Consider the following 13233-nt stretch of genomic DNA (forward strand, 5'->3'; position numbering starts at 1 on the left):
AAATCGTGCCGGCACGAAAGCCGGCACGACATTTAAGCGCGAACTGCCGCTCAGGCCTTCGGCATAGGCATGTCCTTGACGGTCGAGGAATCGGCCGGTGCGTCGCTGCCGAACCACTTCTTGTGGATCGCGGCCAGCGTGCCGTCCTTCTTCATCGCGGTCAGCGCGTCGTTCAGCTTGCCGAGCAGCGGGTGGTCCTTGGTCATCATCAGACCGTACTGCTCGCCGGTCTTGATGCGCTCTTTTACGGCGAGATCCTTCATCCTGGTGAAAGAATATTCCAGGCCCGGAATATCGCTGACCGCCGCATCGACGCGGCCGGAGCTGAGGTCGAGCAGCAAATTCTGCTGCGTGTCGTAGCCTTTGACGTCACTGAACCCGTCCGCTTCCTGGTGGGCCTTGACCCAGGCTTCGCCGGTCGAGCCGGACAGCACGCCGACGATCTTGCCCTTGAGGTCGGCCTCGGCTTTGATTGGGCTGTCGGCCTTCGCGGCGATGCCCATGTCGGAATCATAGTAGGGCTGCGTGAACGACTGCGACTTCAGCCGCTCCGGCGTGATGGTGATCGACGAGATGGCGACGTCGATGCGCTTCGAGGTGGTGGCGGCGAACAGCGCCTGGAAACCGAGGTCGGCGATATCAGTGGTCATGCCGATACGCTTTGCCGCCTCATTGATGATGTCGACTTCGAAACCCTCGAACGTGCCGCTCTCGTTCTTGTATTCAAAAGGCGGATTGGTCGGATAGGCGCCGACATTCAGCGTGCCTTCGGCATAGGCCGGGCCGCCGGCGATGCCGATGGCGGCAGCAAGAAGCAGCAGGTTGCGACGGGTGAAGTTCATTTTCGTTCCCTCTGGTTGTGATCGGACGGGTTGGCCCCGCACGGCTTTGATACGCCAAGTGACCGGACTGCCGGAAAGCCCTCCCGGCACGGCAGTCGTAAGATCGGATGCTATCCAAAGTACCGCGCTTTTCAAGGCGAAAGTTTTAAGCTTAAAAAATTTGCCGCGTGTTGCCGTCACTCCGGAATAACCGCCGTGGCCTGGATCTCAACCTTGGCGCGGTCCTCGACAAGCGCCATCACCTGGATAGCGGCCATCGCCGGAAAATGCCGGCCGATCACCTCGCGATAGGCCTCGCCGATCCCCTTGAGATTGGCCAGATATTCCGCCTTGTCGGTAAAGTACCAGGTCATCGAGGTGATATGCTCAGGCGTGGCGCCGGCCTCGGCGAGCACGGCGACAATATTGGCCAGCGTCTGCCGCACCTGGCCGACAAGATCATCCGTCTCGAAGCGGCCCTGTCCGTTCCAGCCGACCTGCCCGCCGACGAAGACAAGCTGTCCACGCGCGGCGACGCCATTGGCGTAGCCGACGGGTTTCGCCCAGCCTTCCGGCTGCAGGATGGTGTGCATGTCAAAACCTCCCAATGCTCAAATCCGGTCGCTTAAAACTCAAAGACAATCAATTCTTCCACACAACTCCGTCTCAGGCCGCCCCCATCACCTGCCGTGCAATCACCACCTTCTGCACGTCGGACGCTCCCTCGTAGATGCGCAGTGCCCGGATCTCGCGATACAGTCTTTCGACGATATGGCCCTTGCGGACGCCGTCGCCGCCATGCAGCTGTACAGCCTTGTCGATCACCTCCTGCGCTTTGTCGGTAGCGAACAGCTTGGCCATGGCGGCTTCGCGGGTAACCCGGGCCGCGCCCATGTCCTTGGTCCAGGCGGCGCGGTAGACCAGCAAGGCGGCGGCATCGACATCCAGCGCCATGTCGGCGATATGGCCCTGCACCATCTGCAGCTCGGCCATCGGTGCACCGAACAGCTTGCGCTCGGCCACTCTTGTGATGCTTTCGTCCAGCGCGCGCCGGGCAAGGCCGAGCGCCGCTGCGCCGACGGTCGAACGGAACACGTCGAGCACGGACATGGCGATGCGAAAACCGTCACCGGGTTTGCCGATCAGCGCCGAGGCTGGAATGCGTGCATTGTCGAAGGACAGCCGGGCGAGCGGGTGCGGCGCGATCACCTCCAGCCGCTCGGCAACGATCAGCCCCTCGGTGTCGGAAGGCACGACAAAGGCGGAAAGCCCCTTGGCGCCGGGCGCTTCGCCGGTGCGGGCAAAGACAGCATAAAAGTCAGCGATACCGCCGTTGGAGATCCAGGTCTTTTCGCCGGATAGGAGATAGCTGTCGCCGTCACGCATGGCCGTCATTTCCATATTGGCGACGTCCGAGCCCGAGCGCGGCTCCGACAGCGCGAAAGCCGAAATCGCCTTGCCGGCCCGTGTCTTCGCCAGCCAGCTCTGCTGGTCGGGCGAGCCGAACAGGCTGAGCGCGCCAGTGCCGAGCCCTTGCATGGCGAAGGCGAAATCGGCCAGCCCATCATGCCGGGCCAGCGTCTCGCGCGTGAGGCAGAGCGTGCGCACGTCGAGCGGCGAGGGGTTTTCGGTGTCGAGCGCCGTCGGCTTCAGCCAGCCGTCCCGGCCGAGCTTGGCCACCAGCTCGCGGCAAGCGGCGTCGACATCGTCATGGGCGACCGGCAGGGTCTTGGAGCACCATGCGTCCAGCCGCTCGGCCAGTTCACGATGGCGGTCCTCGAAGAACGGCCAGTTGAGGAAAGAGCGGTCAGGCATTTCTGCCTCCGCTATGCTTCGGGCCTCGCGCTCTACGGCGCCCCCCTCTGGCCTGCCGGCCGTCTCCCCCTCTAGGGGGGAGATTGGCAGCTCCGGCGTCCGCCCGCATCTTGCGGCGGTTGCGATTGGCTAAGGTGGGAACCAAAGTCGATCTCCCCCCTTGAGGGGGAGATGTCCGGCAGGACAGAGGGGGGCGCTGTCCCGCGAACCTGTCGGTCTTTATCGAAGAAAACATCCTCAATTCCCCTCGAACACCGGCTTTTCCTTGGCGACGAAAGCCTCGTACGCCCGTTCGAAATCGCGTGTCTGCATGCAGATCGCCTGCGCCTGCGCTTCCGATTCGATAGCCTGGTCAAGCCCCATCGACCATTCCTGATTCAGCTGCGTCTTGGTCATGCCGTGGGCGAAGGTCGGGCCGGAAACGACGCGCGCGGCCATGTCGAGCGCGTCGGCCTCAAGCGTTGCGGTATCGACCAGCCGGTTGTAGAAGCCCCAGCGCTCGCCTTCCTCGGCACTCATCGTGCGGCCGGTATAGAGCAGCTCGGCGGCGCGGCCCTGGCCAATGATGCGCGGCAGGATCGCGCAGGCCCCCATGTCGCAGCCGGCAAGGCCGACGCGGGTGAACAGGAATGCTGTCTTGGCCTGGGGCGTGGCGATGCGAATATCGGAGGCCATGGCGATAATCGCGCCGGCGCCGACCGCCACGCCATCGACCGCCGCAATAATCGGCTTGCCGCAATTCAGCATCGCCTTGACGAAATCGCCGGTCATGCGGGTGAAGGCGAGCAGCGCCTTCATGTCCATCTTGACCAGTGGGCCGATGATTTCGTGGACATCGCCGCCCGAGCAGAAATTGCCGCCATTGGGCAGGAACACCACAGCATCGACATCATCGGCGTAGACAAGGTCGCGAAATATGTCGCGCAATTCGGCATAGCCGTCGAAGGTCAGCGGGTTCTTGCGCTCCGGTCGATCGAGCCGGATCTTTGCGATCTTGCCTTCGACCTGCCAGAGGAAATGCTTCGGCTTGCGGCCGGCCAGCTTCGTCATTCCCGTCCCTCCCAATTGCTGCGGAAGGAGGTCAGCATGCCGGTCAGCCGGCGCGCCTCGTCCTCGCTCACATTGCCCAGCAACTCGCCGACCCATTTTTCATGCGCGGCGGCGATCACGGCGAAAGTCTTCGATCCCTCTTCCGTCAGCCGCACCATCGAAGTGCGGCGGTCGCCATTGCGTCGGGCCCGCATCACCAGCCCTTCCGAGACCAGCCGGTCGATGATGCCGGTGACATTGCCGTTGGACACCAGCAGGAAGCGCGAAAGATCGCTCATCAGCATGCCCTCCGGCGCGCGGTAGAGCGCGGCCATCACGTCGAAGCGTGGCAGCGTTGTGTTGAACTCTTGCCGCAGTCGTTCGCGCAGTTCGGCCTCGATGGTGCGCGAGGCGCGCAGCAGGCGAATCCACAGCCGCAGGCGGTCCTTGCCGGGTCCGGACGGGGCGGGTAGGGGACCGGCTACCATGTCTCACCTCCGGAGATCGAAATCGTCTGCCCGGTAATCGACCGGGCGGCGTCGCCACACAGATAAAGTACCGCGGCCGCAATTTCCTCCGGCTGGATGAAGCGGTCTTGCGGGTTGGTCGCGGCTAGGCTTGTCCGTGCCTGCTCGGACGAGCGGCCGGTCGTTTGGACGATGCGCTGGACGGTGCTCTCCAGCATCTCGGTTTCGACAAACCCTGGGCACACGGCATTCACTGTTATGCCGGACTTGGCGGTCTCGACGGCGAGTGCCCGCATCAGGCCGACGACGCCATGCTTGGCGGCAACGTAAGCTGCGACATAGGGATAGCCTTTCAGTCCGGCGGTGGAAGCGACGAAGATGATACGGCCAGTCTTGCGCACTGCCATGCCGGCCAGCGCCGGCTTCACCGTCAGGAACGCACCGGTCAAGTTGACGTCGAGCGTGCGCTGCCAGTCTGCCAGCGAGGTCCGCTGCGCCGGAGCACTGCCGGACATTCCGGCATTGGCAACGACGATGTCGAACGCTCCGTGTGCCGCTTCCGCGGCCTCGTAGAGTGCCGTCATCGATGCCTCGTCGGTGACGTCGGCGGCAACTGCGAAGATGCGCTTGTTCTCGGCGGCAACCTCGGCAAGCGGCTCCACGCGCCGGCCGCAGATGGTCACGTTAATGCCCGCGCCGGCCAGCGCCAGCGCGATCGCGCGGCCGACGCCGGAGCCGCCGCCGGTGACCAGCGCATGACGTCCCGAAATCATCGCCACGGCACTCATACTTTCAACCCCGCTGCCGCTTCGCGCTCGGCCAGCCGGTAGAGCTGGTCGCGGCCGGGCAGATAGGGATCCGGCCATTTGACGCCGCGGTCGCCAAGCGTGACGGCCGCGTGCAGTGTCCAGTACGGATCGGCAAGATGCGGCCTAGCCAGTGCGACGAGATCGGCGCGGCCCGCCATCAGGATCGAGTTGACGTGGTCCGGCTCATAGATATTGCCGACCGCCATCGTCGCCATGCCGACCTCGTTGCGGATGCGATCGGAAAACGGCGTCTGGAACATGCGGCCATAGACCGGTCTTGCCACGGCCGAAGTCTGGCCGGCCGATACGTCGCAGATGTCTACGCCGGCCTCATGCAGCAGCCGCGCGATCTCTACGGCGTCGGCCGGCGTCACGCCTTCGATACCCAGCCAGTCATTGGCGGATATGCGCATCGAGATCGGCTTCTCGGCCGGCCATGCGGCGCGCACCGCATGAAAGATTTCCAAGGGATAGCGCATGCGGTTTTCCAGCGAGCCGCCATAGGAGTCGGTGCGCCGGTTGGTCAAGGGCGTGATGAAGGAGGACAGGAGATAGCCGTGCGCGGCGTGGATTTCGAGCATGTCGAAGCCGCACCGCGCCGCCATCTCGGCCGAAGCGACAAACTGGTCGCGCACCATATCCATGTCGGCGCGGTCCATCGCCTTCGGCACCTGGTTTTCCGGCGACCACGGCACGGAAGAGGCTGCCATGACCGGCCAATTGCCTGAGGGCAGCGGCACGTCGGTTCCCTGCCAGCCGAGCCTGGTCGACCCTTTGGCACCGGAATGGCCGATCTGGGCGCAGATCTTGGCCTCGGTTTCGGCATGGACGAACTCGACCAGCCGCTTCCAGGCGACCTCATGCTCGGGCGCATAGAAACCGGGGCAGCCAGGCGTGATGCGGCCCTCCGCGCTGACGCAGGTCATCTCGATGTAGAGGAGACCGGCGCCGCCCTTGGCCCGTTCGGCGTAATGGGCGAAATGCCAGTCAGTCGGACAGCCGTCGACCGCTTTGTACTGCGCCATCGGCGAGACGACGACGCGGTTCTGCAGCGCCATGCCGCGCAGCCGGAACGGCGCGAACATCGGCGCGCGACGCAGATTGTTGCCGCCGGCGCCGGCCTGACGCTGGAACCATTCCTCGGCGCCGGCCAGCCATTCGGCATCGCGCAGCCGCAAATTCTCGTGACTGATGCGCTGCGAACGCGTCAAAAGCGAATAGTTGAACTGCACCGGATCGAGGCCGAGATAGCGCTCGACCTCTTCGAACCATTCGAGCGAATTGCGCGCCGCCGACTGCAGCTTCAGCACTTCGGTGCGGCGGGCGTCCTCATATTTGCGGAAGGCTGCTTCGAGGTCCGGTTCGGACTCGACATAGTCGGCCAGCGCCACCGCGCTTTCCAGCGCCAGCTTGGTGCCGGAACCGATCGAGAAATGCGCGCTCGCCGCCGCGTCGCCCATCAGCGCCAGGTTCTTGTAGGACCAGCGTTCGCACAAGACGCGCGGGAAATTGATCCACGCCGAGCCGCGGATATGATTGGCGTTGGTCATCAGCGCGTGGCCGCCGAGATGACGGGCAAAGATGCGCTCGCAGACGGCGATTGATTCCTGCTGCGACATCGCGCCGAAGCCGAAGCGCTGCCAGGTCTGCTCGCTGCATTCTACGATGAAGGTCGCGGTATCGCTGTCGAACTGGTAGGCATGCGCCCACACCCAACCATGCTCGGTTTTCTCGAAGATGAACGTGAAGGCGTCGTCGAATTTCTGGTGGGTGCCGAGCCAAACGAACTTGCATTTACGGATGTCGATATCGGGCTTGAACACGTCGACGAAGGTGCCCCGCGCTTTCGAGTTCAGCCCGTCGGCGGCGACAACCAGGTCGTGCGTCTCCATAAACGGCTTTGGATCGGCGATGTCGGTTTCGAAGACCAGCTTGACGCCGAGCTCGCGCGCCCGCCGTTGCAGCAGGGTGAGCAGCCGCTTGCGGCCGATGCCGCAAAAGCCATGACCGGTCGAGACCGTTCGCACGCGGTCATGGATGACGGCGATGTCGTCCCAATAGGCGAAATGCTTGCGGATCCAGACGGCGCTGACCGGGTCGTTTTTGGTCAGGTTCTCCAGCGTTTCGGCCGACAGCACGACGCCCCAGCCGAACGTATCATCGGCACGGTTGCGCTCGAATACCGTGACCTCATGCGCGGCATCCCTGAGCTTCAGCGAGATTGCAAAGTAGAGCCCGGCTGGTCCGCCACCGAGAACCGCAACTTTCATCGTGCGATCTCCTCTTCGCTTCTGTTTGTCGAGTTTACGCCTGAAGCAGATTAATTCAACCTTGAAGTTTCAGGATTGAAACAATCCGCCTCAGAAACCAAGCTTGCCGGCAGTCGGCTTGCGCTGGCCAGGGAAGCTCCGGGCTATTTCTCCGGGTTCTTCGGGCTCCACAGCACCGTCTCCGCATCTTTTTCATAGGCCATGCCATTGGGATAGCTGATCGCTTCCAACTGCAAGCCCCAGGGCGCCTGGAAGTAGAGGATGGTCTGGCCGGCGGCCGGGCCTTCGGTAACCGGCAGCGGCCCCATCCGCGTCTTGACGCCTTTGCCGTCAAGATAGGCTTTTGCGGCGGCGATATCGTCGACATAGAAGGCGATGTGGAAGCCGCCTATGTCGCTGTTGCGAGGCGTCAGGTCCTTCTGGTCCGGCGCGGTGTATTTGAACAGCTCGATGTTCGACCCGTGTCCGCAGCGGACCAGGGTGATCTCCTCGATCACTGCCCTAGGATCGACGCCCAGCAGATCCTGCATGAACGTGCCCTTGTCGTCGGCGAACGGGCCGAACGACATCGCCTTCTTGCAGCCGACCACCTTGATAAAAAACTCGACGGCCTGCTGCATGTCGGGGACGGTGACGCCGGTGTGGTCGTGGCCACGCATGCCGGGTATCGAATCAGCCGAGGCTGCTCCCATCGAGCCGGCCAGAGCGGCCGCAAGCATCGTGTTTCTGATTGCGTATTTCATTCCAGTTCTCCTCCGTTTCGCGAGCTGACTTGTCGGCGCACGTCGGGGGCCCGCTCTTCGGCGTGCGAGTAGGAATGTGTTCATGCCGGCGCCTTTGCGGCGGGAAGCAGCCAGGCGTCATCGATCTCGGGCAGCGGAATGGCGGCGAGGAGGTCGCGCGTGTAAGCCTGCTGCGGCTTCTCGAACAAAGTATCCGTCGCACTGGCTTCGACGATCGCGCCTTCGCGCATGACGATCACTTGCCGGCAGAGCCGCCGGATCACTGACAGGTCATGGCTGATGAACGCAACGGTCAGGCCCATCTCGGCGGCGAGTTTTTCCAGCAGCGTCAGGATCTGTGCCTGCGTCGACACGTCGAGGCCTGAGACGATTTCGTCGGCCAGCACGAATTTCGGCGACAGCGCCAGCGCGCGGGCAATGCCGACGCGCTGGCGCTGGCCGCCCGACAATTCATGACGATAGCGGCTGGCGAAGCCTTGAGGCAGGCCGACGCGCTGAAGCGCTTCAGCAACTCGGGCTTTCAGATTGTCGCCGAGGCCATTCTGTTTGAGTGGTGCGGCGATGATGCTGGCGATGGTGCGGCGTGGGTTAAGCGACGACATCGGGTCCTGGAAGATCATCTGCAGATCGCGGCGGACGGGCCGTAGCTCCGCCTCAGGCAGATGCGTGATGTCGCGGCCGTCGAAGCTGACGCTGCCGGCGCTGGGCTCCAGCAGACGCACCAGCGCGCGGCCGAGCGTCGATTTCCCCGACCCGGATTCGCCGACGATGCCGGTCACCGATCCCCTGGGCAGATCGAAGTCCAGGCCTTTCAGGATCTCGGCCAGCGGAGCGCGGCCAAACAACGGCTTGCGCGTCATGTCGGGTAAGGCAACCTTCAGCCCACGCACGGAAAACAGCGGCTCAGCCATGCGGGTGCCTCCAGGCCTGATCGGCGGCGGCGATCTCCGCGGCTAGCCCGGCCAGTACCGCCTCGTCCACGGGTTTCAGCGAAGCGAGGGGATCGGTGTAGCGCGGCGTCGCGGCCATCAGCGCCCGCGTATAGGGGTGCTGCGGGGCAGCGAAGAGAGCAGCCGTCTCGGCCTCCTCCACCACCTTGCCGGCGTAGAGCACTGAAACTTTCTGGCTTATCTTGGCGACGACGCCGAGATCGTGGGTAACGAACAGGATCGCCGTACCATGCTCGCGCTGCAATTGCGCGATCAGCCGCAAGATCTGCTTCTGCACGGTCACGTCGAGCGCCGTGGTCGGCTCGTCGGCGACGATCAGCCTTGGTTCGGCTGCGAACGCCGCGGCGATCAGCACGCGCTGGCGCATGCCGCCGGACAGCTCGTGCGGATAGCATTTGAGGACACGCTCGGGGTCGCGGATCTGCACCTCGTCCAGCAATTGGCGGATGCGTGTATCGGCCTTCTCACCGCTCCAGCCGAGGATGCGCACCAGCCGGTCGGTCATCTGTGGGCCGATTCGCCGTGACGGATTGAGCGCGGTCAGCGGGTCCTGCGGGATCAGCGCGGTGCGCGCGCCGATCAACGGGCGCCTTGCCTTCGGCTGAAGCTTGCCGAGGTCCTCGCCCTCGAGCAGCATGTCGCCTTCGACAATGCGCACGCTGGGTGGCAGCACGCCGAGCACCGCCTTGCCGATCATCGTCTTGCCGGCGCCGCTCTCGCCGACCAGCGCGCGGACCTCGCCGGGTTGAACGGAAAGCGATACCGAGCGCAACACGCGCAAGCCATTAGGCAGCACCGCGCTAAGGTCGCGTATGTCGAGGCAGGATTTCGCCAGCGCGTTCATCGCAGCACCGGATCGAAACGTGCCCTGAGACCTTCGCCGAACTGGCTGAACGACAGCACCGTAAGGATCAGGGTGACCAGCGGGAACACCAGCACCCACCAGGCCTGATGGACCGACAAGCGACCCTCTGCGATGATGCCGCCCCAGGTCGGGTCGTCGGTCGAGATCGACAGATTGACGAAGGACAGGATCGCCTCAACGATGACGGCAATGCCCATCTCCAGCGACAGCAGCGCCACGATCGACGGCACCACATTGGGCAGCACTTCGCGCAGCATGATGCCGATGCGGCCGTAACCGGCGATGCGGGCGTTCTCGACATAGTCCATGCGCGACTGGCCCATCGTCTCGGCGCGGATCACCCGGCAGAAGCGCGTCCAGTCGATGACGGCAATGGCAATGATAACCGAGCTCAAGCCGGTGCCGAGCACTGCGACCAGAAGGATGGCAAACAGCACCGGGGGAAACGCCATCCAGACATCGACGATACGCGAGATGATGCGGTCGGCCCAGCCGCCGAAATAGCCGGCGATCAGCCCCAGCGTCGAGCCGACCAGGCAGGCGGCAAGGGCTGCCGCGAAGGCGACGATGAAGGCGATGCGGGCACCGAAGATCAGCCGTGACAGAAGATCGCGGCCGAGGCTGTCGGTGCCGAGCCAGTAGCCGGGCTCAGCATCGCTCAGCCAGAACGGCGGCAGCCGCTCCAGCATCAAATCCTGCGCCAGTGGGTCCTGCGGCGCGACCAACGGCGCAAAAATCGCGGCCAGCAGCGCAATCAGCAGCCAACCGCCGGCCAGCCACAGGCGTGCCCGCGAGCCATGTCTTGAAATGCGGGCCTCATCCACGGCGCAGCCTCGGATTAAGCAGCGCATATATCATGTCCACGCTGAGGTTGATCAGCACGAACAACAGCGCGAACACCAGCACGATGCCCTGGATCAGCGGCAGGTCGCGGTTGATGACGGCATCGATCGCCATGTTGCCGAGACCCTCATAGGAAAATAGCCGCTCGACGATGACCGTGCCGCCGATCAGGAAGGTGAACTGCACGCCGACCAGAGTGAGCGTCGGCAGGGCGGCGTTCTTCAACGCCTCGCGCAGGATGACCTGCGTTTCCGAAAAGCCCTTTACCCGCGCCAACACGACATAGTCGAGGTCGAGCACTTCCTTCAACGACTGTTTCAGCAGCTGCGAGATGATTGCGGCGAGTGGCAGCGCCAAAGCCACGGCCGGCATCAGCATATGCGCCAGCAGGTCCTTGGTCAGGTCGAAGCGCAGCCGCACGATGCTCTCGAACAAATAGAACTGCGTGACGAAGGGCAGATCGAGCTGCGGCGACACCCGGCCGGAAATGTCGAAAACCGGCACCAGCACGCCGAACAGAAGGATCAGCACCAAACCCCACAGGAAATCGGGAATCGAGAGCGCCGCACCGCTGGCGATGTCGATGCCAGCCTCGACTGCGGTGCCGCGTTCGCGCGCGCCGAGGATCGCCGTCGTGCCGCCGATTGCCAGCGCCATCAAGAGCGCGACGATCGCGAGTTCCAGCGTCGCCGGCAGGCGGTTGAGGACCAGGCCCAGAACATCCTGCCGGAGCGAAATCGAGGTGCCGAAATCGCCCCTGACGACACCTGCCAGCCAGATGAAAAATTGCTGGACGATGGTCTTGTCCAGCCCGTAAAGCGCGCGCAGACGCGCGATGTCGGCATCGGTTGCACCGGGCGGCAGCATCATCGCGATCGGATCGCCTGGCGCGACACGGATGACGACGAAGACGACGACGGCCACGCCGAACAGCGTGATCGCCATCGTCAGAAGACGGATCAGGAATCTTTGCAGCAGCATGGTCGCCCGTGACAGAAAATGCGCGCCGTCATTCCGGACGGCGCGCGGCAAGCCGAAGACTGTCTCAGGCCGGGCTCATCAGCGCCGGCAACAGCGCGCCCGACACATGCTGCACGACATTGACGCCCTTGGCATGCACGATCGGCTGCGCATACTGGATCAGCGGCAGGACATAGGCCTGCTCGGCAATGTACTTGTCGACGGCCTTCCAGCCGGCAATGCGCTTGGCCTCGTCCTTCTCGCCCCACAGCGGGTTGATCATGTCGATCAGATCCTGACTGTCCCACACCGAATGCGGGCTCGGGCCATACATGGCAAAGCCGGTCGAGGTGGTCGGGTCGCCGATGGCGTTGCCCCAATTGTAGAAGGCGGCCGGCGCCAGCTTGTCGGCGGCGCGCAACTCATAGTGCTTGGCGATCTCGTAGACCTCGATCGTCGCCTCGATGCCGACCTTGCGCCACATGCCTACGATCGCCTGGATCATCTCGTAGTCCTTGGGCTTGAAGCCCTTGGTCGTCTGTATCGTGAACTTGACCGGCTTTTCCGGCGAATAGCCGGAGGCGGCCAGCAATTCCTTGGCCTTTTCCGGGTTATGTTCGGCCTTGATCGACGCATCGTAGGCGGCGTATTCCGGCGTCTCCAGCGTATCGATGGGCTGGCCGTAACCGCGCAGCAGCCGGTCGACCAAAAGCTTTTTATCGACCGCCATCACCGCTGCCTGGCGCACGTTCTTGTCCAGCATCACGTCGATGTCGTTGAAGAAGATCATGCCGATGTCGGAAACATTCTTGCATGAGCCGGTAAGTCCGTCCTTGGCGATCAGGCGGTCATATTCCTCATAGGGGATTTCGAGAGTCACCTGCGAGGAGCCGGACTCGATCTCGGCGACGCGGCTCGCCGCATCGGTGACGAACTTGATGGTTACGTTTTCGAAGGCCGGCTTGCCGCCCCAGTAGTTCGGGTTGGCCTTGAGCCGCAGGAAGGCGTTGCGCTCGAATTTGTCGACCATATAGGGCCCGGTGCCGATCGGGGCTTTCTCAAAACCCTCGGCGCCGACCTTTTCGTAATAGGCCTTCGGCATGATGTAGCCGGTGAGGAACGACATCCATTTGAAATACACCGGGTCGAATTGCACGACGTCGCCGGTGATCTTGTTGCCGTCGATCTTGAAGTTGTTGACGTTCTTCCAGACGAATTGGATCGGGTTGCCGGTCTTTTCATCGCCCGCCCGCTGCAGCGACCAGACCACGTCTTCGGCCGTGAACGGCGAACCGTCATGCCAGGTGACGCCCTCGCGCACCGTCATCATGATCTTGCTGCGATCCTCGTTCCAGCCCCATTCGGTGAGCAGGCCGGGTGCGAAAGAAAGGTCCGGCTTCTGCGGGATGAACTGGTCGAACACCGATTGGTAGAGACCCTGGATGGTCGGGTTGACCGCCGAAGGCCCGGTGGTCGGGTCCCAGGACGGTAGGTTGACGTTGTAGGCGATAGTCAGTTCGCCGGCAGCCTTGGCGATTTGCGGCAGGCCGAGCGCCGTGGCGCCAAGTGCGGCCGCGCCGTATCCGAGCAATTCTCGTCTGTTGATTGTCATGGTCGTTCCCCTGTTGCTTTTATGCGCGGTGTCGTTGTCAATCGGTGGG

At 63.5% G+C, this 13233-nt stretch carries 13 protein-coding genes; all 13 read right to left on the minus strand.

From position 1 onward, the window contains the following. Positions 1–50 precede the first annotated feature (50 nt). Entirely contained in the window at positions 51–842 is a 792-nt protein-coding gene (locus NKH42_RS03730; RefSeq protein ID WP_352506087.1) for an ABC transporter substrate-binding protein, read from the minus strand. A 176-nt stretch (positions 843–1018) separates the two neighbouring features. Next, positions 1019–1414, minus strand: coding sequence for a RidA family protein (locus NKH42_RS03735; protein WP_352506088.1), 396 nt, complete (start codon positions 1412–1414; stop codon positions 1019–1021). Positions 1415–1487: 73 nt separating this feature from the next. Beyond that, complete coding sequence (locus NKH42_RS03740; RefSeq protein ID WP_352506089.1) at positions 1488–2636, minus strand: acyl-CoA dehydrogenase family protein; 1149 nt, start codon at positions 2634–2636, stop codon at positions 1488–1490. A gap of 237 nt (positions 2637–2873) precedes the next feature. After that, positions 2874–3686, minus strand: coding sequence for an enoyl-CoA hydratase family protein (locus NKH42_RS03745; RefSeq protein WP_352506090.1), 813 nt, complete (start codon positions 3684–3686; stop codon positions 2874–2876). After that, complete coding sequence (locus tag NKH42_RS03750) at positions 3683–4153, minus strand: MarR family winged helix-turn-helix transcriptional regulator (RefSeq protein ID WP_254816232.1); 471 nt, start codon at positions 4151–4153, stop codon at positions 3683–3685. Before NKH42_RS03750 ends, NKH42_RS03745 begins: the two co-directional genes overlap by 4 nt. Continuing rightward, positions 4147–4920: an SDR family NAD(P)-dependent oxidoreductase gene (locus NKH42_RS03755; RefSeq protein WP_352506091.1), complete on the minus strand. Its 774-nt coding sequence runs from the start codon at positions 4918–4920 to the stop codon at positions 4147–4149. Before NKH42_RS03755 ends, NKH42_RS03750 begins: the two co-directional genes overlap by 7 nt. Next, a complete protein-coding gene (locus NKH42_RS03760; RefSeq protein ID WP_352506092.1) occupies positions 4917–7211 on the minus strand; it encodes a bifunctional salicylyl-CoA 5-hydroxylase/oxidoreductase in 2295 nt (764 codons plus the stop codon). Before NKH42_RS03760 ends, NKH42_RS03755 begins: the two co-directional genes overlap by 4 nt. Before the next feature lie 143 nt (positions 7212–7354). Beyond that, on the minus strand, positions 7355–7954 hold the full coding sequence (locus NKH42_RS03765; protein WP_352506093.1) for a VOC family protein: 600 nt from the start codon (positions 7952–7954) through the stop codon (positions 7355–7357). 80 nt (positions 7955–8034) lie between these two features. Continuing rightward, complete coding sequence (locus tag NKH42_RS03770; RefSeq protein ID WP_352506094.1) at positions 8035–8865, minus strand: ATP-binding cassette domain-containing protein; 831 nt, start codon at positions 8863–8865, stop codon at positions 8035–8037. Continuing rightward, positions 8858–9748, minus strand: coding sequence for an ABC transporter ATP-binding protein (locus NKH42_RS03775; protein WP_352506095.1), 891 nt, complete (start codon positions 9746–9748; stop codon positions 8858–8860). The genes NKH42_RS03770 and NKH42_RS03775 overlap by 8 nt, the downstream gene beginning before the upstream one ends. Continuing rightward, positions 9745–10593 carry an ABC transporter permease gene (locus NKH42_RS03780; RefSeq protein WP_352506096.1) on the minus strand — a complete coding sequence of 283 codons (849 nt, stop codon included), beginning with the start codon at positions 10591–10593 and terminating at the stop codon, positions 9745–9747. Before NKH42_RS03780 ends, NKH42_RS03775 begins: the two co-directional genes overlap by 4 nt. Next, positions 10586–11593 carry an ABC transporter permease gene (locus NKH42_RS03785; protein ID WP_352506097.1) on the minus strand — a complete coding sequence of 336 codons (1008 nt, stop codon included), beginning with the start codon at positions 11591–11593 and terminating at the stop codon, positions 10586–10588. Before NKH42_RS03785 ends, NKH42_RS03780 begins: the two co-directional genes overlap by 8 nt. A 64-nt stretch (positions 11594–11657) precedes the next feature. Next, complete coding sequence (locus NKH42_RS03790) at positions 11658–13184, minus strand: ABC transporter substrate-binding protein (RefSeq protein ID WP_352476014.1); 1527 nt, start codon at positions 13182–13184, stop codon at positions 11658–11660. Positions 13185–13233: the final 49 nt, after the last annotated feature.

This window comes from Mesorhizobium sp. M1142 (assembly GCF_040318565.1).
GTDB lineage: Bacteria > Pseudomonadota > Alphaproteobacteria > Rhizobiales > Rhizobiaceae > Mesorhizobium.